Here is a 23739-nt window from a genome sequence, read left to right as displayed (position 1 = left end):
GACCTGAGATGAACGCCAATCTGGCTGCAGTTCTGTATCTCGTGGCAGGTGTGCTGTTCATCCTGTCACTGCGCGGGCTGTCCAGCCCCGCCTCATCGCGGCAGGGCAATTTCTTTGGCATGATCGGTATGGCGATCGCGGTCGCCACCACGCTCGCCAGCCATCCGCCGGCGGACGGCCTCGCCTGGATCCTCGTGATCCTTGGTATCGCGATCGGCGGCAGCGTCGGCGCGGTGATCGCCCGTCGCGTGCCGATGACCTCGATGCCGGAACTGGTCGCCGCCTTCCATTCGCTGGTCGGTATGGCCGCGGTGCTGGTCGCGGCCGGTGCATTCTACGCGCCGGAAGCCTTCGACATCGGCAGCCCCGGCAACATCCATCCGCAGAGCCTGGTCGAGATGTCGCTCGGCGTCGCCATCGGCGCGCTGACCTTCACCGGTTCGGTGATCGCGTTCCTGAAGCTGTCCGCGCGCATGAGCGGTGCCCCGATCATCCTGCCGTTCCGTCACATCATCAACATCGCGCTTGCGATCGCCCTCGTCGTCTTCATCGTCGGGCTGGTCATGACGGGCAGCGCGCTCGACTTCTGGCTGATCGTCATCATCGCGCTGGCGCTCGGCGTGCTCATGATCATCCCGATCGGCGGCGCCGACATGCCGGTCGTGATTTCGATGCTGAACTCTTACTCGGGCTGGGCCGCGGCCGGCATCGGCTTCACTCTCGGCAATTCCGCGCTGATCATCACCGGCGCGCTGGTGGGATCGAGCGGCGCGATCTTGTCCTACATCATGTGCCACGCGATGAACCGCTCCTTCATCTCCGTCATCCTCGGCGGCTTCGGTGGCGAGACCGCGGCGGCGGGCGGTGGCGGCGGCGAGCAGAAGCCGGCCAAGCTCGGCTCGGCCGACGATGCGGCCTTCATCATGAAGAACGCGCAGAAAGTCATCATCGTGCCCGGTTACGGCATGGCGGTGGCGCAGGCTCAGCATGCGCTACGCGAAATGGGCGACATCCTGAAGAAGGAAGGCGTCGAGGTGAAATACGCCATTCACCCGGTCGCCGGCCGCATGCCCGGCCACATGAACGTGCTGCTGGCCGAAGCCAACGTGCCCTATGACGAGGTGTTCGAGCTCGAGGACATCAACTCCGAATTCGCGCAGGCCGACATCGCCTTCGTGATCGGCGCCAACGACGTCACCAATCCGGCGGCCGAAGAGGACAAGACCTCGCCGATCTACGGCATGCCGGTGCTCCAGGTCTGGAAGGCCGGCACCGTGATGTTCATCAAGCGCTCGCTCGCTTCGGGCTATGCCGGCATCGACAATCCGCTGTTCTATCGCGACAACACCATGATGCTGCTCGGCGACGCCAAGAAGGTCACCGAGAACATCGTCAAGGCGATGTAGCGCGGAGGCATGTGGGCGAATGCGACGCGCGAGCACGCGTCGCATGGAGCGCCGCTCAGCAGGCGGCGTGCGGCCGCCGCGCCTTTCCGGCGCGCCCTCGGGCGATGTCATGAAATTGCTGCGGAGCTGTCGCAAGCCCTGAACGGGGGCCGGGCCGCGTCATCATGACCATCGTCAAGTGGATCGCCATCCTGCTCGTGACCGTCTATTTCGCCGGTCTCCTCGTGCTGTATGTCAGGCAGCGCGAGATGCTGTTTCCGATCCCGCCCGTCGGTCGCACCACGCCGGACGCCGCGGGCCTCCCTGAGGCCGAAGAGCACGTCCTGACCACCTCCGATGGCGAGAAGGTCATCGTCTGGCACGTGCCGGCGAGGCTTGGCCGGCCCGTGATCCTGTATTTTCCCGGCAATGGCGATTATCTCGCCGGTCGCATCAGCCGTTTCAAGGCCATGACGGCGGACGGCACCGGCCTCGTCGCGCTGTCCTATCGCGGCTATGCCGGCTCGAGCGGGGCGCCGAGCGAGACGGGCCTGCTGCGCGATGCCGCGGCCGCCTACGCCTTCACCACTGTGCGCTACGCGGCGGAACGAATCGCCGCCTGGGGCTTTTCGCTCGGGACCGGCGTGGCGGTCGCAATCGCCTCGGAGCATCGTATTGGAAAACTCATCCTGGAAGCTCCCTACACATCGACGGCCGACATTGCAGCTTCATCGTTCTGGTACGTTCCGGTGCGCCTGCTGATGCGCGATCCATTTCATTCCGACGAGCGTATCCCGCGCGTCACTGTGCCGCTATTGGTGATGCATGGCACCAATGACCTTGCCATTTCGATCGTGTTCGGAGAGCGTCTGTTCGCGCTCGCGCTCGCGCTCGCGCACGAACCGAAGCAGTTCGTTCGCTTTGCAGGCGGGGGACACGACAATCTCGATGCGTTCGGTGCGATCGAAACGGCGAGGCGCTTCATTGCTTTCTAGACGGCTTGTCGTTCGGCGCGAGAGCGGGTTCATCGCCGCGATCCTCGTCGTGTTGTTGCCACAGCACGCATGGGCTGCGACCGGGCTCGACGGCGCGGCGATGGGCTGGCCCTATGCGCTGCCCTTTGCCGGCCTCCTGCTGTCGATCGCGCTCGGGCCGCTGCTGTTTGCAAAAATCTGGCACCATCATTACGGCAAGATCGCCGCGGCCTGGTCGCTGCTGGCACTCGCTTCGCTGGTCCTCCTTGCCGGGAGCATGGCGACGCTGGCGGCGCTCGTTCACGCCATGCTCGCCGAATATCTCGGCTTCATCGTGCTGCTGTTCTCGCTCTATGTCGTGGCGGGGGGCATTCTCGTGACGGGCGACATCAAGGCGACCCCGGCGGCCAACGCCGGCATCCTCGCGCTCGGTACGGCGATGGCGAGCGTCGTCGGCACCACCGGGGCGGCCATGATCCTGATCCGCCCTCTGATCCGCGCCAACCGGCCGCGGCGCTACAACGCCCATGTCGTCATCTTCTTCATCATCCTGGTCGCCAATGTCGGCGGCGCGCTGAGCCCGCTCGGCGATCCCCCGCTGTTCGTCGGTTTCCTGCATGGCGTCGACTTCTTCTGGACCACGCGGACCATCTGGCTGCAGACGGCGATCGTTGCCGGACTGCTGCTCGCGATCTTCGTCGTCATCGACGTCTGGCGCTTCCGTAGCGAACCCTTGCTCGGCGCCGCCGGCGCCGCGAAGCCGGTCCGCATCCGCGGCCTCGTCAACCTGGTGCTGATCGCAGCCATCGTCGCGAGCCTGCTGGCCTCGGCGATGTGGAAGTCCGGCATCGCCTTCGACATTCTCGGAACCAGGCTGGAGCTGGAAGACATTGCCCGCAACGCGGCGCTGCTGGCGATAGCGGCCCTGTCGGTGTGGTTGACGCCGGACGAGCACAGGCAGGCCAACGGCTTCACCTGGGAGCCGATCCGCGAAGTCGCAAAGCTGTTCGCCGGCATTTTTATCGCGATCATCCCGGTCATTGCCATGCTCGATGCCGGCCATCACGGCGCGTTCGCCTGGCTGTTGTCGGCTGTGACCGGGCCGGACGGCGCGCCGCGCGAGGTTGCCTATTTCTGGTTCACCGGCCTGATGTCGGCGTTCCTCGACAATGCGCCGACCTATCTGTTGTTCTTCGAGCTCGCCGGCGGCGACCCGCAGGTGCTGATGCACGAGCTTTCGGGCACGCTCGCCTCCATCTCCATGGGAGCAGTCTACATGGGCGCGCTCACCTATATCGGCAATGCGCCGAACTTCATGGTGAGCAGCATTGCGAGCGAGAACGGCATCGAGATGCCGAGCTTCTTCGGTTATTTCGTGCGTGCCAGCGCGGTGCTGATCCCGCTATTCTTGCTGCTGACGCTACTACCGTTCGCGCCGATCCTGCGCTGGCATTGAATCTGCCGCCCGATTTGCTACTGCTCGGCTGAGACGATTGGAGCCGATGGATGAGCGCGCATAATCCGATGCCTCGGTCGGCCTGGATCTTTCCGGCGCTGGCCGTGCTGCTGTTCGTGGCCGTCAGCGCGACGGACTATGTGTTCACGCTGTCGTTCGGCGGGCTCGTCTTCGCCCTCCTGCTCCTCGTCATCCTGTTCGGCACGGTGTTTGCCGCGGTCCATCATGCCGAAATGATCGCCGAGCGGGTCGGCGAACCCTACGGCACGCTGGTGCTGACGCTCGCGGTGACCATCATCGAGGTGGCGCTGATCACCACGATCATGCTGGGCGACAAGCCTGCCCCGGAACTTGCGCGCGACACCGTGTTCGCCGTTGTCATGATCGTCTGCAATGGCCTCGTCGGGCTCTGCATCTTCATCGGCGGCCTGCGGTATCGCGAGCAGGGCTTTCAGCTCTCCGGCGCCAACGTCTATCTCAGCGTGCTGTTCGCGCTCGCGACCATCACTCTGATCATGCCGAACTACACGACGACCACGCCGGGCCCGGTTTATTCGGCGGTTCAACTCGGCTTCGTCGACGTGGTCACGCTCGCGCTGTATGGGGTGTTTCTCTACACCCAGACCGTGCTGCACAAGGATTACTTCGTTCACGAGCGGGCGGATGGCGGCAGCGGCGAGGGGCATCGGTCGGGCCGGACCATGGTGCTCAGCGTCGTGCTGCTGCTGATTGCGCTGCTGGCGGTCGTGCTGCTGTCTAAGAAATTCTCGCTGGTCGTCGATGCCGTTGGGGCCAGGATCGGTGCGCCGCCTGCCTTTGCCGGACTTCTGGTCGCGCTCCTGATCCTGCTGCCGGAAGGCGTCGCGGCCGTGTCGGCCGCCCGCAAGAACGACCTCCAGAAGAGCATCAATCTCGCGCTCGGCTCGTCGCTCGCCACCATCGGGCTGACCATCCCGGCCGTCGGTGTCGCAACCTATGCGCTCGACAAGGAGCTCACGCTCGGCCTCAGCGACCAGGGCAGCGTGCTTTTGCTCCTGACCTTCTTTTTGAGCATGCTGACCTTCGGTACGGGCAGGACCAATGTCCTGTTCGGGCTGGTCCATATGGTGGTATTTGCCGTCTACGTGTTCATGGTTTTCGTGCCCTGAACCGGTTTTCCGGACGTGCCCCCAGGAGAGTTCCGATGCTTGCCGCCAAGTCCGAAGTTCAGGTCGACAATGAGCAGGTTCGGGTGACCGAGTGGCGGCTCGCGCCAAACAGCGCCACCGGGCATCACACCCACGGCATGGACTACGTCATTGTTCCCGTGGTCGCAGGGGAAATGACCATCGTGGCACCCAGTGGCGAGCGGTCCAAGGCACAGCTCGCGGCCGGAAAATCCTATTTTCGCAAGGCCGGCGTCAAGCACGACGTGCTTAACGAAACCGCAACCGAGATCGTGTTCCTTGAGGTCGAGCTGAAGCCGTAATTCCGGCGTACCCCTTTGCCATTGATCCGTCGCAGTTGATCCCTCACTATGCCTCAAAGTTCCCGCATCAGATCGCGCGGGGAGTGGCCGGAATGCTGAAATACATCGCTAAAATCTCGATGGACATCTTCCCCTCGGTGCTCGCAACGATCATCGGGGCATACATCGTTAACCATTACATCAACGCCAAGCCGGCGGCGGATGCACCCGCGGCCGTGATGGCGCCCGCCGAGGCTGGCAAGAACGGCAAGCCCGCCGATCTGGCAAACCTGCCCGCGCCAGGCGTCAAGGCCAAGGGCATTTCCGAGAAGAAGGTGGCGGACAAGCCGGCGGCCGAGAAGGCTGCCGATCAGCCCACCGCGGAGTCGAAGACTTCTACGGCGGACGTGGCGCCGGCCGAGGCCACCCCGCGAGGCAAGCCGTCCGCACGCGACAAGGCAGTCGCCAAGTCCACCCCGGCCGTCAGTGCACCCGCTCCCGCCACCCCGGTGGTGGAGGCCAATTCGGCGCCGGCTGCTGCCGCGCCGGCCGCCACCCCCGACGCCAATGATCTCGTGCGCGCCGCGATCGAGCGCCTGCGCAAGTCGCCTGAGGGCAAAGCGGTTGAGGCCAAGTCGGTTGAGGCCAAGTCGGTTGAGACCAAGTCTTCGGAGGCAAAGCCGCCCGAGAAGACTCAGGAGCCTGCGGTGCGCGAAGCCGCCCGCACTCCGGAGGCCCCGCGTATCATCCCTCTGGATCCGTCAACGGTGCGTCCGTTGCCGCCGCCGATCACGGTCTCGACGCCCGCAGCCGAGGCCTATGGTAATGGCGGCTCGTCGCAGGCGAGCCCGCCCTACACGGCCTCGGTCGGCAACGAGAACCCGAATCGGCTGACGCCTCCGGCTGATATTCCGGTCCCGATGATTGCGCCCCCGCTCGATCTGCGCGCCGATGCCGGCGGGTCCATGCCGCGGCCGAAGACCAATGTCGCCGACGACATGCTGTCGGGCGTCAAGTCCATGTTCCACTCCGTTCTGCCGAAGAGCGTCACCCCGGATTAAGACGGCGCCTGCGCTGCGCCAGGATCGTCAGCCGCCGACGCGGGCAAGGCCGCTGCGGGCGGCGTCGTCGCGTGGACGAAGCGAGACCGCCTTGGTGTAGGACGCCGCCGCCTTGGTCCTGTCGCCCAGCCGTTCATAGGCTTGCCCGCGTATGGTCCAGACCTGGGCATTGTGGGGATCGGCCTCGGAAGCCTCATCCAGATCGGCCGCGGCCTCCTTGACCTTGCCGAGGGCGAGATAGCTGATGGCGCGGCCGAGCAGGGGCTCGACCTTCTGCGGGTTAAGGCCGCTCGCGGCACTGAAATCGGCAATCGCGAAATCGTGCTGGTTCTTGCCTTGGTAGATCAGGGCGCGGCCATAGAGCGCCTGCGCATTGTAGGGATCGAGTCCGACCGCGTGATTGAATTCATCGAGCGCAGCAGCTGCGTCGCCGGACTTTGCCAGGGCCTGGGCCTTTGCCGTATGGGCCTGGGCTTCGCTGACATTGCCGGCGCTGACCACGTTCTCGGCGGTCGCAGCTGCCTTGGGTGCCTCCTGCGGCTTCTCCTTATCCGGCGTCAGCGATCCCAGGTCGAAGGAGCAGCCGCACAGCGAGATTCCCATCAAGGCCAGCGCAAATGGCTGCAGCAAGATCTGGCGTAACCGCGCCAAGCCGCGCTTGGGGAAAGGGGAGGCCATCTACGGTTCGCTCGCGCCAGTGCCGCATCGGTAGTGCCCCATCCCAGGAAGGCACCGCTCACAAAACAATAACGCGGGCCAAGGGCCCGCGTCATCGAAAACTGAAATCTCTCAAGTCCGGTAAATCAGCGCGGTCCGCGCGGACCAGCACTTGCACTTGCACCCGGACCGCCGCGACCGCCACGATCACCGCCGGGGCCAGCGCCGAACACCGGCTTCGGCTTCATCGGCAGCAGGCCTTCGCGCTGCAGCTTCTTGCGGGCCAGCTTGCGTGCGCGACGCACGGCTTCGGCCTTTTCGCGGGCCTTCTTCTCGGAGGGCTTTTCGTAGTGACCGCGGAGCTTCATCTCGCGGAAAATACCCTCGCGCTGCATCTTCTTCTTCAGCGCCTTGAGGGCTTGATCGACATTGTTATCGCGAACGAGAACCTGCACGCGGCATCCTCTTCAGTGGATCGGATTTGAATTCTGGTAAGTCAAAGGGGATGGCGAAACGCACAAGCCCTTAACCTTGAGGGCGCGGATGTATCAGACAAAACCTGGGATGTCCACCGGCCAAGCGGGTTTTCGGGCCAAGTTCAGCCATTAAATGAGGCGAAATACCTCTGTGCGGCCCTGATTTGGGAGATTTGACGCCAAGGGTGGGGCCGTTTTCGGAGCTTTGTTCCGGAATCTTTGAAAGCAGGGGACGACACATGGATATGAAGAAGTACGCAGCCGAAGCTATCGGCACCTTTTGGCTCACATTCGCAGGTTGCGGAAGTGCGGTGATCGCAGCCGGCTTTCCGCAGGTTGGCATCGGTCTGGTCGGTGTCTCCCTGGCATTCGGGCTGAGCGTGGTCACCATGGCCTATGCGATCGGCCACATCTCAGGCTGCCATCTCAATCCGGCCGTCACCGTCGGTCTCGCCGCCGGCGGGCGCTTTCCGGCCGGGCAGATTCTACCTTATGTGATCGCACAGGTGGCCGGCGCGATCGTGGCCGCGTGGCTGCTCTACGTCATCGCAAGCGGAGCTCCCGGCTTCGACGTCAGCAAGGGCTTCGCGTCCAACGGCTACGACGCCCATTCTCCCGGCCAGTACAGCATGATGGTATGCTTCCTTATCGAGGTGGTGATGACCATGATGTTCCTGTTCATCATCATGGGCGCCACCCACGGCCGCGCGCCCGCGGGCTTTGCACCGCTGGCGATCGGGCTCGCGCTGGTGATGATCCATCTCGTCAGCATCCCCGTCACCAACACCTCGGTGAACCCGGCGCGCAGCACGGGTCCCGCATTGTTCGTCGGCGGCTGGGCGACAGCGCAGCTCTGGTTGTTCTGGGTTGCGCCACTGATCGGGGGGGCGCTGGGCGGGGTGATCTATCGCTGGCTCAGCGACGAACCCACCGGCGTCGTCGCGGGCGCGAAGACGGCGTAATCGCAAGCGGGATCGCGGCATGCGCCGCGGTCCCGTTACTTGCCAGTCGTGGGTCGCACTTCAGTGACGTGGCCCATCTTGCGGCCGGGACGCGGCGCGCCCTTGCCGTAGATGTGCACGGTCGCGCCCGGCACGCTCAGCCACTTGTCATACTCGTTGATCTCGTCGCCGATCAGATTGGTCATGGTGACGACTTCGCCGTGGCGCACGGGCTTGCCGAGAGGCCAGCCGGCAATGGCGCGGATGTGCTGCTCGAACTGCGAGACGGACGCACCGTCGAGCGTCCAGTGTCCGGAATTGTGCACGCGCGGAGCGATCTCATTGACCAGCACCTTGGGTCCGGTGCCGCTGGCGAGCACAAACATCTCGACGGCAAGCACGCCGACATAATCGAGCGCGCCCGCGATCTTGCCGGCAATGCTGCGCGCTTCCTCGGCGAGCACATCCGGGATCCGGGCGGGCGCACGGGAGATCTTCAGGATGTGGTCGCGGTGCTCGTTTTCGGTGACGTCGAAACACTCGACCTGGCCTGTGGCCGAGCGGGCGGCGATGACGGAAATCTCACATTCGTAGGGCACGAAGGCTTCCAGGATCGCCGATTTGGTGGCGAGACTGGTCCACACTTTCGCGATGTCGTCGCCCTCGCGGATGATAGCCTGGCCCTTGCCGTCATAGCCGAAGCGGCGGGTCTTCAGCACCGCCGGAAGGCCGATCCTGGCGATTGCCTCGCGCAACGACGGGACCGAGGTGACGTCGGCATAGGCGGCTGTGCCGATGCCCAGCCGCGTCACGAAATCCTTCTCGGCGAGCCGGTCCTGGGTGGTCTCGAGGATCTTGCGGTTGGGCAGCACCGGGCGACGAGCATCCAGCACCATCGCGGCCGCGGACGGCACGTTCTCGAATTCGTAGGTGATGACGTCGACGTCGTTGGCGAACAGCTCGAGCGCTTCGACATCGGCATATTCGGCGCAGGTCGCATTCAGGACGACGTCGAAGGCCGGTGAGTCCGGATCGGGCGAGAACACTTGGCAGCGCAGGCCGAGCCGGGCCGCCGCCATCGCCAGCATCCGCCCTAATTGTCCGCCGCCGAGGATGCCAATGGTGTCGCCGGGCTTCAGCTTCACCTGCTTTGCGTCAGTCACGCCTTGTCCTCCGGGCGCTCGGCCACGGCCTCGGTCTGCGCCTTGCGCCAGGCGGCGAGGCGGTCGGACAAGGCCGGGTCGGACAAGGCCAGCACGGCTGCCGCCAGTAGCGCCGCATTGATGGCGCCGGCCTTGCCGATGGCGAGGGTGCCGACCGGGATGCCTGCGGGCATTTGGACGATCGAATAGAGCGAATCGATGCCCTTGAGCGTCCTGGATTCGATGGGAACGCCGAACACGGGCAGTTCCGTCAGCGCAGCCGCCATGCCGGGCAGATGGGCTGCGCCACCCGCGCCGGCGATGATGACCTTGTAACCAGCCGCCTTGGCGCCCTTGGCGAACGCAAACAGCCGGTCGGGGGTGCGGTGTGCCGAAACGATGCGGGTGTCGGTGACAACGCCGAGCGCTGCAAGCGTGTCGGCGGTATGCCGCATCGTGTCCCAGTCCGACTGGCTTCCCATGATGATGGCGATTGGCGCGGTCATGACGTCAATTGTGCTCGAAAAACAGGAAGATAGGCCAGATTAGCGGTTCCGGCCGGTGGCTCGCAAGGCGGTGGCAAGGAGAAGGGAATGCACTATCCTGTCTTGGTGAATCCCCGCAAGCCTTCATTGAGCAGGATGCCCATGAAGAAACCGAAAAGGGCGAGCGCTGCGAAGGCCAAAAAGGGCCCGAAAATCAGCGCCCGTCGCTCCAAAGTTGCTCCCAAGCGTCAGGGCAAGAGTCCGGCCAAGAGTCCTGCCAAGAGTCCAGCGCGGCGTCCGAGCAGGCCGCCGCGGCGCGAAGCGTCTGCCAGTGACGGCGCCAAGCCGGCCATCAACGCGACCATCCGCGACCTCCGGAGCAAGCTCAAGGGGGCGCTGCGGCGGGTCGCGGAGCTGGAGGCGGCCGCCGACACCGACTTCCTGCTCGAAATTCCGAACCGGCGCGGCTTCGAACGCGAGCTCGCACGCGCCGTCGCCTACATGAAGCGCTACCGCGCCAGCGGCGCCCTTATCGTGCTCGACGTTGATCGGCTGAAGCCGATCAACGATTCCTTCGGCCATGCGGCTGGCGACGAGGTGCTGAAGGCGATTGCCACCACGCTGACGCGGCAGATCCGCGCCTCGGATGTGGTCGGCCGGCTCGGCGGCGACGAGTTCGCGCTGCTGCTCTGGAACCTCAGCGAGACCGATGCCAAGGCGAAGGCCGCGGGCTTCGAGCAGGCCATCGACGAATTGTCCTTTGTCTTTCGCGGGCAGCACGTGAGCGCGGGCGCCTCCGCCGGGGTCGCCCTGCTCGGAGTGCAGTCCGACGCCGCGCGCGCCCTGGAGGAGGCCGATGCTGCGATGTATGTGCGCAAGGCCCATCGGCGGCACGAGCCGCGCATCAGGCTCGTCAGCAGCTAATTACAGCGTGCCGAGGTCTTTCGGTACGTTGCCGAAGCTGCGGAGCAGTTTGGCGTCACCGAATTCGCCGGTCATGGGATCGCCGCTGCGGCTGAACGCGACCGCGCCGGTGTGGCCGGCGCCGTGCGACATAATCTCGGCGCGCCGTAACGCGGCCGCCACGCTCTGGCATTCCTCGGCCGCACCTGCGACCGGCGATCCGTCCTCGTCGGTGAGGAAGGGTAATGCAACGTAGTAGGTGACATCGGACATGGTCGGCTCCGATAGTTGACAGCTCAGGCGGCGCTGCTCTTGCTCCGCATCTTGCTGCGCGAGGTCTCCGGAATGCAGCCGGCGGAAATCGCCGCCTGCAATTCCTCCAGCTCGGCCTCCAGATATTCGTTGGCCATGATTAGCGCCTTGATGGTGCTGCGCAGATTGCCGTCGCACATCGCGATCGCCTGATCGCAGGCCTGTTCATAATGGCTGTTGTCGAGAAGGACGGTTGCCGACATCTGCGTTTTCCTTGGACGGTTTTCCGGGGCGTTGGTGCTCAAATGTTCTTATTTTGTTCCTTTCGAGTCAAGCGGATTCAGGTGCGGCGGGGCCGCCCTAAAGTTCTACCTGTGGATCAGGCGATGATGTCGGGCGTGATCTGGTCTTCGATGAACGCGATACGGTCACGCAACAACAGTTTGCGTTTCTTCAACCGCTGTAACCGCAACAGGTCGGGGGCGGGCGATTGATGCAGTGCATCGATCGCCGCATCGAGATCTCGGTGTTCCTGGTGCAACCGGGCGAGCTCGGATTCGAGTTCGCGCGCATCTTCATTGGTCATGTCTGCGGTGGCCGAAAAACCGATAGGCGTGAGATTAAGGCTGTGGATGCCCTGTGGAAACTATCGTCCTTGCGCGCCGTGATCGCAAGCGATCTCGGGCTGTCCCGCGTCGATCTCCCGCGAGATATTTCTGCGGTCGCTCTCGAGTTGCGCAAGCGCATTGATATCACGGATTTATCCCGCGTGGTTCCCTTACTCACGCTTCGTTACATATGAATTTTCAAAAATGACAGTGCGACGACGGATACCCATCGACAGAACGAATCGGTGATGTACACTTCGTTGTCCGGTCGAATCCAAGGTTCCCCCCTACCGAGGAGGTTTCGAATGACAATTCAGGCACATCTGGTTGAATTGGAACGGAAGCATAAAACTCTCGAAAACGAATTGCACGAAGCTCTCGTGCACCTTTCAACAGACGACCTGCAAATTGTTGAGTTGAAGCGCCGGAAGTTGATGGTCAAGGACCAGATCGAGCGTCTCAGGCACGGCGACACGCTCCACTAGTAACCCCTGCAACAGCGTAGAGTTGAACGTACCCTTTCTGGCAGGGATGGGAGCCTTTGCGCTCATCCCTGCTGCGAGGTGCATCGTGCAAGGATTTGCGCGGCTCTAGATTCGTGTCTGGGCGCGGTTCTTCACGCGCAACCGCAATCCACTTCGCTTTAGAACACTAGATGTTTGCGAGCTCGGCGACGTGATCCGCGATCGCGAGCGATGACGTCAATCCCGGCGACTCGATGCCGAACAGATTGATCAGGCCTTCGACACCGTGATCGCGCGGACCTTGCATCAAGAAATCCTGCGTGGCCACCGCCGGCGGCACGATCTTCGGACGGATGCCCGAATAGCTCGGCATGAGCGCGCCGTCAGGCAGCGTCGGCCAGTATTTGCGGATGGCCGGGTAGAAGCGTTCGGCGCGCGACGGATCGACCTCATAGTCGATCGTTTCGATCCACTCGACGTCGGGGCCGAAACGTGCCTGCCCTGCCATGTCCAGCGTCAGATGCACCCCTAGGCCACCGGGCTCTGGCACCGGATAGATCAGGTGCGAGAACGGCGCCCTGGCATTGCAGCTGAAGTAGTTTCCCTTGGCGAGGTAGGCCGTCGGAATCCGTTCCAGCGGCATGCCCTCGATGTTGCGCGCCACCGCGGTCGCCGAGAGCCCGGCGGCGTTGACGAGGAGGCTGCATTGCAGCGTCATCGGCGCTTCGCCGCCCGCCTCGATCTCGATCACGCCGGCGGTTGCCTTGGCACGGATCAGCGGGGTGTGAAACGCGAAGGCCGCGCCCGCGTCCTCGGCTTCGCCGCGCAGCGAGAGCATGTAGGCGTGGCTGTCGATGATGCCGGTCGACGGCGACAGCAGCGCGGCGTCGCAGGCGAGCGCCGGCTCCAGCGCAGATGCCGCATCGCCCGCGAGCAGCTGCATGTCGAGTACGCCGTTGGCCTCGGCATGCGCCTTGATCGATTGCAGCTTCTCGGTCTCTTTCGGATTGGTCGCGACGATCAGCTTGCCGCAATTCCTGTGCGGGATGCCGCGCTCGGAACAGTAACGGTAGAGCGCGTGCTTGCCGTCGACGCACATGCGCGCCATCCAGCTTCCGGCGCGGTAGTAGATGCCGGCATGAATCACCTCGCTGTTGCGCGCGGAGGTGATGGTGCCGATGGCCTCGGCTTCCTCGAGCACGATCACCTCGCGCCCGGCCTGCGCCAGCTTTCGAGCCACCGCGAGCCCGATCACGCCGGCTCCGATGACAACGCAGTCGACCCTATCCATGGTTGTGCAGGACGTCCGTTCGAAGCGACGATGGCCTCACGCCTGGGGACGGCGGCGCGGGGGCGTTTTCCGTTAAGGAAGCATTTATCATGTCAGGGCAATTGCCGTATTTGATGCCACATTTTTCCGTTGCGCGTACAGGCGTTTACCCGATCCAAACCCGCGAGGCCAGACAATCCGACGTTGAAATCGCGGGTGGCTGATGGCTGAGAAGAACTGGCACGCGGGCAGCGCGCTTCCGATTGCGGTGCAGGCCGTCGTGTGCCTGTTCGCAGCGGTGACGCCTGCGCGCGCCTTTGCCCTCTCCGACAGCTTCACTCCTCCGAGCTATCTCGGCCACCTCGATCCCGACGTGATCTGGGAAGCCCTGATCGCGGGCGTCGTGATCTGCTCGTTCCTCGTCGCGGTCGCGCTGTGGATCCATTCCTCGCTGCGCCGGACCAGGCGCCTGCAGCTGCGGCGCAATGCCTTCGTCTCATCCGCGATGAACAACCTTAACCAGGGCGTGGTGATGACGGATGCGCAACGGCGCATCATCTTCTGCAACGACCGCTATCTCGATATCTACGGCTTGATGCGGTCGGACATCTGGGCCGGAATGACCGGCCATGACATCCTTGAGCTGCGACGCAAGCGCGGAGTGCTCGGCGGCGCCTCCGACGAGGAGTTCTACGAGAAAGCGGCAAGCACCAACGGCTTGATCACCGAGCTGCCGGATGGCCGGGCCATCCTGGTAAAGTATTTCGTGCTGCCCAACGGCGGCTCGGTGGCGACGCATCTGGACGTCAGCGAGCAGCGCAGGCTGTCTCGGCAGCTCGCCTCCACCAAGCAGTTCCTGGAAACATTGCTGGACCACGTGCCGGCCTGCGTGGCCGCGAAGAACATCGATGATGGTCGCTACATCTTCGCCAATAGCGCCTATGAGCGCTTCTGGGGATTTTCGCGGGACCAGGTTGTCGGCAAGAACGCGCGCGAACTGTTCGGGCCAAATTCGGCGGCCACCATCGAGGCGACCGATCGGGCGGCGCTGATCGCGCCCGCCGGCCAGTACCGCAACGAATTCGAGGTCGAGCGCGGCGCGACCCAGCGCATGGTAGCCTCGATCCGGATCGTGGTTCGCAACGAGAGCAACAAGCCTGAATTTCTGCTGGTGGTGTTCGAGGACATTACCGACCGCCGCTCGCTGTCGCAGGAGCTGGAGAGCACGAAGAAGTTCCTGGAGCTCGTGGTCGACAACATCCCGGTGGCCCTGATCGTCGAGCAGGTCAAGGACGGCCGCTATCTGCTCGCCAACCGCAGCGCGGAGACGATCCTCAACCGCAGGCGCGAGGAAGCCACGGGCCTGACCGCGTCCGACATCTTCAATCCCAAGGAAGCCAAGCTGATCATCGCGCGCGACGAAGCCGCGATCAAGAAGCGTGGGATGATCACCGAAGAGCACCCGATCTCCACAAAGAACGGGCTGCGGCTGTTCCTCACTCGCCGTGCCACCGTGCTGAGCGACACCGGCGAGCCGCAATATCTGATCAAGACCCACGAGGACGTCACCGATCGCCGGCAGACCGAGTCGCGCATGGCGCATATGGCCTATCACGATGGCCTCACCGATTTGCCGAACCGTGCCGCTTTCCTGCAGGCTTTGACCCAGATGATCGAGGCCTGCGAGGGCACCGGCGAAGAGTTCGCGGTTCTGTGCGTCGATCTCGACGGCCTCAAGGAGATCAACGACGTCTTCGGTCATGCGCACGGCGACAAGCTCCTGGTCGAGGTGGCCCAGCGGCTCCAGGATTCCGCGCGCGGCGGCGTGGTGGCGCGCCTGTCCGGCGACGAGTTCGGCCTGATCATCGACGGCAAGCAGCCGGAGGCAGGTCTCGCGCTGGCGCAGCAGATCGGTAAAGCCATCGCCGAGGAATTCCAGATCGACGGCCGCCCGGTCCGCGCCGGTGTCACCACCGGCATGTCGATCTTCCCGCACAACGGCGCCGACGCCGCCTCGCTGCTCGCCAATGCCGGCGCGGCGCTGTTCCGCGCCAAGCAGAAATCGCGCGGCACGATCAGCCTGTTCCAGCCGGAGATGGACCAGCAGATTCGCGATCGCCGCGTGCTGCACCAGGACCTCTCGATGGCGATCAAGAACGGCGAGCTCTCGCTCGCCTTCCAGCCGCAGGGAGCCGCCGGCAATAGCGTCGCGGAGAGCGAGATCATCGGCTTCGAGGCGCTGGCACGCTGGCAGCATCCGGTGCGCGGCCAGGTCTCCCCGGCCGAATTCATTCCGATCGCAGAGGAAAGCGGCCTGATCGTCGAGATGGGCGAGTGGATCCTGCGCGAGGCATGCCGCGAGGCCGCGTCCTGGCCGACGCCGCTTCAGATCGCGGTCAACCTGTCGCCGGCGCAGTTCATGCACGGCGACGTGGTCGGGCTCGTCCATTCCATCCTGATCGAGACGGGTCTCGCACCCGGCCGGCTGGAACTCGAGATCACCGAGGGCGTGCTGATCGAGGACTTTGATCGCGGTCTTGCGCTGTTGCGCCGGCTCAAGGCGCTCGGCGTGCGCATTTCCATGGACGATTTCGGCAGCGGTTATTCCTCGCTGAGCTATCTCCAGGCGTTCCCGTTCGACAAGATCAAGATCGACCGCGCCTTCATCATCAATCTCGGCCGCAACCCGCAATCGGCGGCGATCGTACGCGCGGTGATCGATCTCGGCCATGGCCTGGACATGTCGATCGTTGCCGAGGGCGTCGAGACGCTCGAACAACTCGCCTTCCTCGCCGCGGAAGGATGTGACGGCGTGCAGGGCTATCTGCTCGGCAAGCCCCTGCCGATCGGGAAATATGCCGGCCTCGTCGGTCGCGCCGAAGTCATGGAGCTTGCGCTCAAGACCGGCTAGTGAGGATGGGCGCTTCTTTCGCTCCCATTCGACGGCTTCATGACGGATTACGACCTTGCGATCATCGGCGGCGGCCTGAACGGTGTCAGCCTCGCGCGCGATGCCGCCGGCCGCGGCCTGCGGGTCATCCTGTTGGAGCAGGGCGATCTGGGCGGCGCGGCGTCCTCGGCAACACCGCGGCTGATCCACGGCGATCTCTCGGTCCTGGAACGGCGCGGCTTCGGACGGGTGCGCCGGGCGCTCGCCGAACGCCGGACCTGGCTCCGGATCGCACCGCATCTGGTTCGGCCGATGCGCTTCGTGATCCCGGCGCATTCCGACGAGCGCCCACCATGGCTGCTGCGCGTTGGCCTATTCCTCTACGACAGCCTCACCAGCCGGAGCGGCCTGCCTGCAACGGCGACCCTCGACATCACGCATCATCCGGTCGGCAACGCGCTGAAACGACCGTTCGGCACCGCCTTCGAATATTCGGACTGCGTCGTCGACGATTCCCGGCTGGTGGTGCTCACGGCACTTGATGCGGCCGAGCGCGGCGCCGTGATTCGGACTGGAGCGCGCTGTGTGCGTGCCGATCGGACCGACACATGGCGGCTCGCGGTGGTCGACCGCGGCCATCGCCGCACGATCACGGCCCGGGCACTGGCCAATGCCACCGGCGGCTGGACGTCGATGGTCGCCGAGACCGTGCTGCGGCAGCCGCAACCCGCCATGGCGGCGATGCAGATGAGCCAGATCATCGTCCCGCGGCTCTTTGATTCCGATAACGTCTACGTCTTCCAGAACAGTGATGGCCGGTTGATTTTCGCGAGCCCTGTCGAGCGCGATTTCACGCTGATCGGCACAGTCACGCACGATTTCACCGGCGATCCCGCGATCGTCGCGATGCCGGGAGCGGACGTCAACTATCTCTGCGAAGCGGCCAGTCGCTATTTCCGCGAGCGCGTCGCGCCGACCGACGTGGTGCGCGCGGTCTCCGGCGTCAACCTGACGCTGGCGTCCGCGCGCGGGCGTGACGGCACGACGTTGTTCCACGCGCGGCGGCGCAAGGCGCCGCTGATCACGATGTTCGGCGGTGACGTCACCACCTCGCGCCTGCGGGCGGAGCGCGCGGTGGCGAAGTTGACGCCGTTCTATCCGATGTCGCCGCCCTGGACGGCTGGCGCGGCGCTACCCGGCGGAGACTTTGCCTGGGATTGTTTCGACACCGAGGTCGATCTTGCGCGTGATCGCTGGCGTTTTCTCTCCGAAACTCAGGCCCAACGCCTCGTCGCGGCCTATGGCTCGCGGCTATCGGCTGTGCTTGCCGAGGCGAAGACCCGCGACGATCTCGGCCCCGCCTTCGGTCCCGAGTTGACCGGCGCGGAGGTGCGCTATCTCATGACCCACGAATGGGCGCGTTTTCCCGAGGACATCCTGTGGCGCCGCTCCAAGCTCGGCCTGACGATGTCGGCGGAGGGATGCGATGCGCTGGCTGCGTTCATGGCGAATCCGATGTGAACGAACCGCCTCTAACCGGTTGAGTGAGGAACGATCGGCCGCTAGCGTGCGGCGGGATTGGGGTTGGCAGGGACCATGACTGACGAGTTGCCCGGAACAGACGCTATTGCGGAGGCGGTCGGAGAGAGGCAGTTCGCGGCCGGCGAGCCGCTGCTGCGCATTGAGGGCGTCGCCAAGACGTTCGGGACGTTCCGTGCGGTCGACGGCGTGTCGCTCGACATCAAGGCCGGCGAGTTCTTTGCACTGCTCGGGCCCAGCGGCTGCGGCAAGACCACGCTGCTGCGCATGCTCGCCGGTTTCGAGGCGCCGGATCAAGGGCGCATCCTGCTCGGCGGCAAGGACATCGCGCGGGCGCTGCCGCATGAGCGGCCGATCAACATGATGTTCCAGAACTACGCGCTGTTTCCGCACTTGTCGGTGCGCGACAACATCGCCTTCGGCCTGAAGCGCGCCGGCATGGCACGCGCCGACATTGCCACGCGTGTCGCGGAGATGGTTGCGCTGGTAAAGCTCGACGGGCTCGAGAAGCGCAAGCCCGACCAGCTCTCCGGCGGTCAGCGCCAGCGCGTGGCGTTGGCGCGCGCACTGGCGCGACGCCCGCAACTGCTTCTGCTCGATGAGCCGCTCGCAGCGCTGGACAAGAAGTTGCGCGAAAGCACCCAAGGCGAGCTGATGGAGCTGCAACGCCGGCTCGGCATGACCTTCATCATCGTCACCCACGATCAGGAAGAGGCGATGACGATGGCGAGCCGGATCGGCGTGATGAGGGACGGCAAGCTCGCGCAGGTCGCGACCCCCCGCGAACTCTACGAGGCGCCACGCTCGCGCTGGATCGCGGAGTTTGTCGGCGACATCAACCTGTTCGACGCCGAGTCCAAATTGCGCGACGGTCATCGTCTGGTCATCGGCACGCGCGATGCGGGACCGCTGGTGGTGGCGGAGCCGCGCGAGCCGTTCGGTGAGGTCAGATTATCGGTTGCGATCCGCCCCGAGAAGGTCAAGCTGTCGCGCCGTGGTCCGGTGAGGGAAGCCGGTCATGGAACGGCGATCAACCAGCTGGACGGCGTGATCGCCGACATCTGTTATCTCGGCGGCACCACCACTTACAAGGTGAACCTCGGCGCCGGCGGGATGCTGCAGGCTTCGGTCGCCAACAGCGCGCGCCTCGACGTCGACGCCTACAGCCTGAACCAGCCTGTCGTCGCCTGGTTCACGCCCGACGACTGCGTGGTGCTGCCGTCATGAGCGCGCGCCGCATTTTTGCGCGACCGGCTCGCCTTGCCGCGATAGCGCCCTATGTCTGGATGGTGCTGTTCTTCCTGGTGCCGTTCGGCTTCGTGCTGAAGATCAGCCTGTCGCAGACGGCGATCGCGCAGCCGCCTTACGAGCCGGTGTTCGACCTGATGGCGGGATGGGGGGCGCTGAAGGCCGCCTTTGCCGCGCTCTCGACCGACAATTTCAAGCTGCTCGCCTCCGACGACATCTACGTGTTCGCCTATGTGCGTAGCCTCACCGTCGCCGTCACCGCGACCGCGCTGTTGCTCCTGATCGGCTATCCCGTCGCCTACGGCATGGCGCGGCTGCCGGCGCGCTGGCAGGCCGTGGCGATGGTGCTGGTGATCGTGCCGTTCTGGACTTCGTTCCTGATCCGCATCTATGCCTGGATCAACATCCTCCAGCACGACGGCCTGCTCAACCAGATCCTGCTGGCGCTGCATCTGGTCGGCCAGCCGGTGGTGTGGCTCTCGACCGACAGCGCGATGTATATCGGCATCGTTTATTCCTATCTGCCGTTCATGATCCTGCCGCTCTACGCCACGCTGGCGAAAATGGAGCCGGTGCTGGAGGAGGCCGCCTCCGATCTCGGCGCGCCGCGCTGGCAGGTGTTCTGGCTGGTCACCTTCCCGCTGTCGCTGCCCGGCGTCGGCGCCGGCGTGCTGCTATGTTTCATCCCCATCGTCGGCGAGTTCGTCATTCCGGATCTCCTGGCCGGCTCCAATTCCCTGATGATCGGCCAGACGCTGTGGCTCGAATTCTTTACCAACAAGGACTGGCCGGTCGCCTCGGCCGCGGCCATCGTGCTGTTGGTGGTGCTGCTGGTGCCGCTGCTGCTGTATGAACGGCTGCAGAAGCGTCAGCTGGAACAGGGTCGGTGAGGCGATGCGCAAGGTCTCCCGCCTGTCCCGCTTCAACGTCGCCTCGCTCGCGCTGGGTCTGGCCTTCCTCTATCTGCCGATCCTGATCCTCGTCATCTATTCCTTCAACGCCTCGCGGCTGGTGACGGTGTGGGGTGGCTGGTCGCTGCGCTGGTATCACGAGTTCTTCAATGATCGCGCCATGATCGAGGCGGCCTGGATGAGCCTGCGCGTCGCCGTTTCGTCGGCGACCATTGCGACCCTGATCGGCACGCTCGCCGCAGTGGCCCTGTCGCGCGGCGAGCGGTTCCGCGGCCGCACCCTGTTCTCCGGCATGCTCTATGCGCCGCTGGTCATGCCGGAGGTAATCACCGGCTTGTCGCTGCTGCTGCTGTTCGTGGCGCTGAATGCCGAGCGCGGCTTCTGGACGGTGACGATCGCGCACACCACGCTGACGATGTGCTTCGTCGCCGTCGTCGTGCAGTCCCGCCTCGGTTCGCTCGACCGTTCATTGGAAGAGGCCGCGATGGATCTCGGCTGCGATCCGGTGCGCGCGTTCGTGGCCGTGACGCTGCCGCTGATCGCGCCCGCGATCGTCGCGGGCTGGATGCTCGCCTTTACGCTGTCGCTGGACGATCTCGTGATCGCGAGCTTCACCACCGGCCCGGGCTCGGCGACGCTGCCGATCCGGATCTATTCGGAGGTGCGGCTGGGAGTGAAGCCCGAGATCAACGCGATCTGCACGCTGGTGATCGCCTTGATCGCGGTCGTCATCGTGATCGCCTCGCTCGCCTCGAAATTGTCGAGCTCGCAGGGCGAGAGCGCGGCGCCGCTGTAGCCGTTCGTCCGGTTAACCATGCGCGAGACGCGTCCTGAGCCGCAGCGCCAAGCTGCCGCAGCGCAAGGCTGTCGAGCGGAAATTCGAGCAGGATGTGGATCAGGCTCAGCGCCAGCAGGAAGGTGAAGCCGAAGGCGTAATCGTAGAAATACAGCGCGGTCGAGACGGCGCTGGCGCCGGCCATCGCCGCCAGCCGCGCCTTTGGCACAGCGGTCCAGCGGATCACGTCGGCTTTGATGAACCAGTTGAGATAGTGATAGGTGTAGACGAAGGCGAGCAGGCTGGTCAGCCTGACGTCGAGGACGAGTCCTGGCACGCCGAACAGGCGGCCGAGGGCCGGGCCGAGATTGCCGAAGTAATCCTGTCCGACGCGGGCAAAGCTCGTGATCCGGATTTCGGCCGTCGGCGGCAGCAGCAGGATCGTGGCGATCGCGACGAGGTAGACAGCCACCAGCGCGGCCTGCACGCGGCTGCCGGGTCGGTAGGCACCGAGCACCATGAAAATCAGCGTGAACAGGCAGACGTGGATCAGGGTCGGAATCAGGATGCCGATGACCGCGAGTGACGACCCGCTCGAATACATGATGGCGGACAGCGCGATTGCCGCCATGAACAGCAGCATGCTCTCGATCGCCGAGGTGGTCGCCGCCAGCATGGCGCAGACGATCAGCGCGCCCCACATCGCAAAGCCGAACCATGACGCATTGTCGATCAGGGCCGCGACCACGGCGACAACCGCCAGGACAGCGGCAATCCCGCGGTGAGGCAGATAGTAGCTGCGATCGTGCAGCCATGAGATCTCGGTGAAATAATGCGCCGGGCCGAGCACAACATAGGCCAGCAGCAACAGCTCGAACGGCACCAGATAGGACGCCGCGAGCGCCCCGAGCATCAGGCCAAGATGGAGTGCATCGTTGCTGCGCATGAGCGCCCCGCCGGCTTTGCGGGACGCAAGTTAGAGCAGACGCGAACAACTTGCAATTGTCCGCTGGGCTGCTCAAGCGCCTTGCTTGTGGCGACCCGATCCGTCCTGTTGCGTCAGGACTTCACCGCACCTGCCGTGAGCCCGCCCACCATGTAGCGGCGGAAAGCGTAGTAGATCGCCGCCGGCGGTAGCGCGTAGATGAAGCCGGTCGTCATCAGCAGCTCCCACGGCGAGTCGTCGGCGGCCAGGAAGTTGCCGAGCGCGACCGGCAGTGTGATCTCGCGGTCGTTCGAGAGCAGCAGGAACGCGTAGAGGTATTCGTTCCAGGCGAGCAGCACCGCGTAGGTGCCGATCGCAACCAGCGAGGGCATCATCAGCGGCAAATAGACCAGGCGGAAGATCTGGAGGGTCGTCGCGCCGTCCATCACGGCGGCCTCGTCCAGCTCGACCGGCAGCTTGTCGGAGGCCTGCTTGAGCACCCAGATCGCGTAAGGGCTGGCGATCGTCACCATGGCCAGGATCAGCGACCAATGATTGTTGAGCAGGCCGTAATTGCCCATGGTGCGATACATCGGCACCGCGAGGAACGCCGCCGGGATGAAATAGGTGAACAGCGCGAGGTTCATCACGATGCGCCCGCCGGGCACGCGCAGCCGCGAGATCGAGAACGCCGCCGCGGTCGCGATGACCAGCGTCAGCACGCCGACGGCCGCCGCGATCACCAGCGAATTCCAGAACTGCACATAGAAGTCGCGCAGGAAGTAATGCTGCTGTTTGAACACGATTTCGAAGTTGTGCAGCGTCGGATGATCCGGCCACAGCTTGCCCGAGAACGCGTCCTCCTTCGGCGAGATCGCGAACAGGAACATGTGATAGATCGGTATCATCGTCCAGAGCAGGACGGGAATGCCGATCAGGAGCAGCCGCGCCTCGGTCGCGACGTCACGGAGAGAGGGAAGCTTCATCGCGACAACCGTTTCATCATGAAGTACATCAGCGGCAGGACGAACGGTATCGCGCAGACGATGGAGGCCATCGCGAGCGAGAGCTGGTCGAGCCGGAGATAGCGGATGCCGAGCGTCGACAACACGTGGGTGAGGTCGGCCGGGCCGCCGCCGGTGAGCAGATAGACGCTGTTGAAGTCGCCGAGCGTCCAGATCATCGAGAGCAGCGTGCAGGTGATGTAGAGGGTCTGCAGCGACGGCCAGGTGATGTAACGGAATTTCTGCCACCAGCTCGCGCCGTCGACCTCTGCGGCCTCGAACAGGTCGTGCGCGATCGCAAGCCGTCCGGTCATCAGAATCAGCGTCCAGAACGGCAGCGATTTCCAGATGTGGACGCCGATCGCCATGGTCAGCGCCACCGTCGGGTCGTTCAGCCAGTTCGGACCGTCATCGCCGGTCAAGGAGAAGATGAGGTGGTTGACCATGCCCCATTCGGGGTTGAACATGAAGCGCACCGACAGGATGGTCGGGATCGACGGCACTGCCCAGGGCAGGATGAAGACCACGGAGAGCCATTTGATCCAGGTGCGCTGCTGCGCGAAGAAGCCGGACAGGAACAGCGCGATCAGCATCTTGATGTTGATGCCGATGACCAGGAAGATCAGCGTGTTGACGGCGGCGCGCGCAAAGATCGGGTCGTGATAGAGCGCGACATAATTCGACGGAGCCCGCGCCAGCCATAACCCGTAACAGACGGGGTAGACGACGAAGGCGAGGAAAACGAGCAAATAGGGTGCGAGCAGCACGATGCCCCAGATTTGCGCCGGGGTCAGCCGCGACGACAAGGGCGGTGCGGGGATCGACTGATCACCAGAGAGCGTAATCGCCATTCTTGTTGGACTCTTCAAAGAGTTGCCGGCCGCGAAACGCGGCCGGTACTGTTGTTATAACTTCACCCCCAGGGC

At 64.4% G+C, this 23739-nt stretch carries 25 protein-coding genes; 14 read left to right on the top strand and 11 right to left on the bottom strand.

Annotated elements, in window-relative coordinates:
- The first annotated feature begins 8 nt into the window (after window positions 1-8).
- The 6 genes from AC0L3P_RS24455 to AC0L3P_RS24430 all read left to right on the top strand — a co-directional run bounded on the left by AC0L3P_RS24455 (window position 9) and on the right by AC0L3P_RS24430 (window position 6323).
- The gene (locus AC0L3P_RS24455) at window positions 9-1406 is read left to right on the top strand and encodes an NAD(P)(+) transhydrogenase (Re/Si-specific) subunit beta (protein ID WP_085349147.1); all 1398 of its coding nucleotides are present in this window, start codon (window positions 9-11) and stop codon (window positions 1404-1406) included.
- A 164-nt stretch (window positions 1407-1570) separates the two neighbouring features.
- On the top strand, window positions 1571-2380 hold the full coding sequence (locus AC0L3P_RS24450; protein WP_473305742.1) for an alpha/beta hydrolase: 810 nt from the start codon (window positions 1571-1573) through the stop codon (window positions 2378-2380).
- Window positions 2334-3815, top strand: coding sequence for a sodium:proton antiporter (locus AC0L3P_RS24445; RefSeq protein ID WP_473305740.1), 1482 nt, complete (start codon window positions 2334-2336; stop codon window positions 3813-3815). The genes AC0L3P_RS24450 and AC0L3P_RS24445 overlap by 47 nt, the downstream gene beginning before the upstream one ends.
- 50 nt (window positions 3816-3865) lie before the next feature.
- Window positions 3866-4963, top strand: coding sequence for a calcium:cation antiporter (locus AC0L3P_RS24440; protein WP_275169582.1), 1098 nt, complete (start codon window positions 3866-3868; stop codon window positions 4961-4963).
- 35 nt (window positions 4964-4998) lie between these two features.
- Complete coding sequence (locus tag AC0L3P_RS24435; protein ID WP_354204730.1) at window positions 4999-5283, top strand: cupin domain-containing protein; 285 nt, start codon at window positions 4999-5001, stop codon at window positions 5281-5283.
- A gap of 92 nt (window positions 5284-5375) precedes the next feature.
- Window positions 5376-6323, top strand: coding sequence for a hypothetical protein (locus AC0L3P_RS24430; RefSeq protein WP_473305735.1), 948 nt, complete (start codon window positions 5376-5378; stop codon window positions 6321-6323).
- 27 nt (window positions 6324-6350) lie between these two features.
- Here the strand turns inward: AC0L3P_RS24430 and AC0L3P_RS24425 are convergent, their stop codons facing one another.
- Both AC0L3P_RS24425 and rpsU read right to left on the bottom strand, forming a co-directional pair.
- A complete protein-coding gene (locus AC0L3P_RS24425) occupies window positions 6351-7001 on the bottom strand; it encodes a tetratricopeptide repeat protein (RefSeq protein WP_473305733.1) in 651 nt (216 codons plus the stop codon).
- A gap of 125 nt (window positions 7002-7126) precedes the next feature.
- On the bottom strand, window positions 7127-7435 hold the full coding sequence (gene rpsU, locus AC0L3P_RS24420; RefSeq protein ID WP_473305731.1) for a 30S ribosomal protein S21: 309 nt from the start codon (window positions 7433-7435) through the stop codon (window positions 7127-7129).
- Between the two features lie 260 nt (window positions 7436-7695).
- Between rpsU and aqpZ the strand changes: the two genes are divergently transcribed.
- Complete coding sequence (gene aqpZ, locus AC0L3P_RS24415) at window positions 7696-8418, top strand: aquaporin Z (protein ID WP_473305728.1); 723 nt, start codon at window positions 7696-7698, stop codon at window positions 8416-8418.
- Between the two features lie 35 nt (window positions 8419-8453).
- Here aqpZ and AC0L3P_RS24410 read toward each other — a convergent pair whose 3' ends face one another.
- On the bottom strand, window positions 8454-9560 hold the full coding sequence (locus AC0L3P_RS24410; RefSeq protein ID WP_473305725.1) for a 5-(carboxyamino)imidazole ribonucleotide synthase: 1107 nt from the start codon (window positions 9558-9560) through the stop codon (window positions 8454-8456).
- Window positions 9557-10045 (bottom strand): 5-(carboxyamino)imidazole ribonucleotide mutase, encoded by a 489-nt coding sequence (gene purE / locus AC0L3P_RS24405; protein ID WP_275169576.1) that lies wholly within the window; start codon window positions 10043-10045, stop codon window positions 9557-9559. Before purE ends, AC0L3P_RS24410 begins: the two co-directional genes overlap by 4 nt.
- Before the next feature lie 141 nt (window positions 10046-10186).
- Between purE and AC0L3P_RS24400 the strand changes: the two genes are divergently transcribed.
- On the top strand, window positions 10187-10948 hold the full coding sequence (locus AC0L3P_RS24400) for a GGDEF domain-containing protein (protein WP_354059758.1): 762 nt from the start codon (window positions 10187-10189) through the stop codon (window positions 10946-10948).
- On the opposite strand, the gene AC0L3P_RS24395 is transcribed toward AC0L3P_RS24400, so the two are convergent.
- From AC0L3P_RS24395 to AC0L3P_RS24385, 3 genes are all read right to left on the bottom strand, one after another.
- Window positions 10949-11200, bottom strand: coding sequence for a hypothetical protein (locus AC0L3P_RS24395; RefSeq protein WP_354204743.1), 252 nt, complete (start codon window positions 11198-11200; stop codon window positions 10949-10951).
- A 23-nt stretch (window positions 11201-11223) separates the two neighbouring features.
- A complete protein-coding gene (locus AC0L3P_RS24390) occupies window positions 11224-11442 on the bottom strand; it encodes a hypothetical protein (RefSeq protein ID WP_275169573.1) in 219 nt (72 codons plus the stop codon).
- 116 nt (window positions 11443-11558) lie between these two features.
- A complete protein-coding gene (locus AC0L3P_RS24385) occupies window positions 11559-11765 on the bottom strand; it encodes a YdcH family protein (RefSeq protein WP_027519980.1) in 207 nt (68 codons plus the stop codon).
- A 327-nt stretch (window positions 11766-12092) separates the two neighbouring features.
- Here AC0L3P_RS24385 and AC0L3P_RS24380 point away from each other — a divergent pair, with 327 nt between their 5' ends.
- Entirely contained in the window at window positions 12093-12272 is a 180-nt protein-coding gene (locus AC0L3P_RS24380; protein ID WP_007596254.1) for a YdcH family protein, read from the top strand.
- Window positions 12273-12438: 166 nt separating this feature from the next.
- Here the strand turns inward: AC0L3P_RS24380 and AC0L3P_RS24375 are convergent, their stop codons facing one another.
- Window positions 12439-13542 carry an NAD(P)/FAD-dependent oxidoreductase gene (locus tag AC0L3P_RS24375; RefSeq protein ID WP_473305715.1) on the bottom strand — a complete coding sequence of 368 codons (1104 nt, stop codon included), beginning with the start codon at window positions 13540-13542 and terminating at the stop codon, window positions 12439-12441.
- Window positions 13543-13744: 202 nt separating this feature from the next.
- Here AC0L3P_RS24375 and AC0L3P_RS24370 point away from each other — a divergent pair, with 202 nt between their 5' ends.
- The 5 genes from AC0L3P_RS24370 to AC0L3P_RS24350 all read left to right on the top strand — a co-directional run bounded on the left by AC0L3P_RS24370 (window position 13745) and on the right by AC0L3P_RS24350 (window position 20905).
- Window positions 13745-16432, top strand: coding sequence for an EAL domain-containing protein (locus tag AC0L3P_RS24370; RefSeq protein ID WP_473305713.1), 2688 nt, complete (start codon window positions 13745-13747; stop codon window positions 16430-16432).
- A gap of 39 nt (window positions 16433-16471) precedes the next feature.
- Window positions 16472-17932 (top strand): glycerol-3-phosphate dehydrogenase, encoded by a 1461-nt coding sequence (locus tag AC0L3P_RS24365; RefSeq protein WP_473305711.1) that lies wholly within the window; start codon window positions 16472-16474, stop codon window positions 17930-17932.
- A gap of 75 nt (window positions 17933-18007) precedes the next feature.
- Window positions 18008-19177 carry an ABC transporter ATP-binding protein gene (locus AC0L3P_RS24360; RefSeq protein WP_473305709.1) on the top strand — a complete coding sequence of 390 codons (1170 nt, stop codon included), beginning with the start codon at window positions 18008-18010 and terminating at the stop codon, window positions 19175-19177.
- Window positions 19174-20088, top strand: coding sequence for an ABC transporter permease (locus tag AC0L3P_RS24355; RefSeq protein WP_473305707.1), 915 nt, complete (start codon window positions 19174-19176; stop codon window positions 20086-20088). The genes AC0L3P_RS24360 and AC0L3P_RS24355 overlap by 4 nt, the downstream gene beginning before the upstream one ends.
- 4 nt (window positions 20089-20092) lie before the next feature.
- Complete coding sequence (locus AC0L3P_RS24350; RefSeq protein WP_473305705.1) at window positions 20093-20905, top strand: ABC transporter permease; 813 nt, start codon at window positions 20093-20095, stop codon at window positions 20903-20905.
- Here AC0L3P_RS24350 and AC0L3P_RS24345 read toward each other — a convergent pair.
- The 3 genes from AC0L3P_RS24345 to AC0L3P_RS24335 form a co-directional block, all read right to left on the bottom strand.
- Window positions 20838-21830: a hypothetical protein gene (locus AC0L3P_RS24345; RefSeq protein ID WP_473305703.1), complete on the bottom strand. Its 993-nt coding sequence runs from the start codon at window positions 21828-21830 to the stop codon at window positions 20838-20840. The two genes, AC0L3P_RS24350 and AC0L3P_RS24345, sit on opposite strands and share 68 nt — an antisense overlap.
- Window positions 21831-21943: 113 nt before the next feature.
- Window positions 21944-22795, bottom strand: a complete 852-nt coding sequence (locus tag AC0L3P_RS24340) for a carbohydrate ABC transporter permease (RefSeq protein ID WP_007596245.1) — start codon at window positions 22793-22795, stop codon at window positions 21944-21946.
- Window positions 22792-23664 (bottom strand): carbohydrate ABC transporter permease, encoded by an 873-nt coding sequence (locus AC0L3P_RS24335; protein ID WP_354059779.1) that lies wholly within the window; start codon window positions 23662-23664, stop codon window positions 22792-22794. The genes AC0L3P_RS24340 and AC0L3P_RS24335 overlap by 4 nt, the downstream gene beginning before the upstream one ends.
- Window positions 23665-23739 lie beyond the last annotated feature (75 nt).

This window comes from Bradyrhizobium sp. WSM4874 (assembly GCF_055811835.1).
This window is presented reverse-complemented; position numbering and strand designations above follow the sequence as displayed.

Excerpts from the sequence above, each read along its gene's own strand:
- AC0L3P_RS24455 (WP_085349147.1), top strand. The coding sequence starts at position 9 with ATGAACGCCAATCTGGCTGCAGTTCTGTATCTCGTGGCAGGTGTGCTG.
- AC0L3P_RS24450 (WP_473305742.1), top strand. The coding sequence starts at position 1,571 with ATGACCATCGTCAAGTGGATCGCCATCCTGCTCGTGACCGTCTATTTC.
- AC0L3P_RS24445 (WP_473305740.1), top strand. The coding sequence starts at position 2,334 with ATGCGTTCGGTGCGATCGAAACGGCGAGGCGCTTCATTGCTTTCTAGA.
- AC0L3P_RS24440 (WP_275169582.1), top strand. The coding sequence starts at position 3,866 with ATGAGCGCGCATAATCCGATGCCTCGGTCGGCCTGGATCTTTCCGGCG.
- AC0L3P_RS24435 (WP_354204730.1), top strand. The coding sequence starts at position 4,999 with ATGCTTGCCGCCAAGTCCGAAGTTCAGGTCGACAATGAGCAGGTTCGG.
- AC0L3P_RS24430 (WP_473305735.1), top strand. The coding sequence starts at position 5,376 with ATGCTGAAATACATCGCTAAAATCTCGATGGACATCTTCCCCTCGGTG.
- AC0L3P_RS24425 (WP_473305733.1), bottom strand. The coding sequence starts at position 7,001 with ATGGCCTCCCCTTTCCCCAAGCGCGGCTTGGCGCGGTTACGCCAGATC.
- aqpZ (WP_473305728.1), top strand. The coding sequence starts at position 7,696 with ATGGATATGAAGAAGTACGCAGCCGAAGCTATCGGCACCTTTTGGCTC.
- purE (WP_275169576.1), bottom strand. The coding sequence starts at position 10,045 with ATGACCGCGCCAATCGCCATCATCATGGGAAGCCAGTCGGACTGGGAC.
- AC0L3P_RS24400 (WP_354059758.1), top strand. The coding sequence starts at position 10,187 with ATGAAGAAACCGAAAAGGGCGAGCGCTGCGAAGGCCAAAAAGGGCCCG.
- AC0L3P_RS24395 (WP_354204743.1), bottom strand. The coding sequence starts at position 11,200 with ATGTCCGATGTCACCTACTACGTTGCATTACCCTTCCTCACCGACGAG.
- AC0L3P_RS24390 (WP_275169573.1), bottom strand. The coding sequence starts at position 11,442 with ATGTCGGCAACCGTCCTTCTCGACAACAGCCATTATGAACAGGCCTGC.
- AC0L3P_RS24385 (WP_027519980.1), bottom strand. The coding sequence starts at position 11,765 with ATGACCAATGAAGATGCGCGCGAACTCGAATCCGAGCTCGCCCGGTTG.
- AC0L3P_RS24380 (WP_007596254.1), top strand. The coding sequence starts at position 12,093 with ATGACAATTCAGGCACATCTGGTTGAATTGGAACGGAAGCATAAAACT.
- AC0L3P_RS24375 (WP_473305715.1), bottom strand. The coding sequence starts at position 13,542 with ATGGATAGGGTCGACTGCGTTGTCATCGGAGCCGGCGTGATCGGGCTC.
- AC0L3P_RS24370 (WP_473305713.1), top strand. The coding sequence starts at position 13,745 with ATGGCTGAGAAGAACTGGCACGCGGGCAGCGCGCTTCCGATTGCGGTG.
- AC0L3P_RS24365 (WP_473305711.1), top strand. The coding sequence starts at position 16,472 with ATGACGGATTACGACCTTGCGATCATCGGCGGCGGCCTGAACGGTGTC.
- AC0L3P_RS24360 (WP_473305709.1), top strand. The coding sequence starts at position 18,008 with ATGACTGACGAGTTGCCCGGAACAGACGCTATTGCGGAGGCGGTCGGA.
- AC0L3P_RS24355 (WP_473305707.1), top strand. The coding sequence starts at position 19,174 with ATGAGCGCGCGCCGCATTTTTGCGCGACCGGCTCGCCTTGCCGCGATA.
- AC0L3P_RS24350 (WP_473305705.1), top strand. The coding sequence starts at position 20,093 with ATGCGCAAGGTCTCCCGCCTGTCCCGCTTCAACGTCGCCTCGCTCGCG.
- AC0L3P_RS24345 (WP_473305703.1), bottom strand. The coding sequence starts at position 21,830 with ATGCGCAGCAACGATGCACTCCATCTTGGCCTGATGCTCGGGGCGCTC.
- AC0L3P_RS24340 (WP_007596245.1), bottom strand. The coding sequence starts at position 22,795 with ATGAAGCTTCCCTCTCTCCGTGACGTCGCGACCGAGGCGCGGCTGCTC.
- AC0L3P_RS24335 (WP_354059779.1), bottom strand. The coding sequence starts at position 23,664 with ATGGCGATTACGCTCTCTGGTGATCAGTCGATCCCCGCACCGCCCTTG.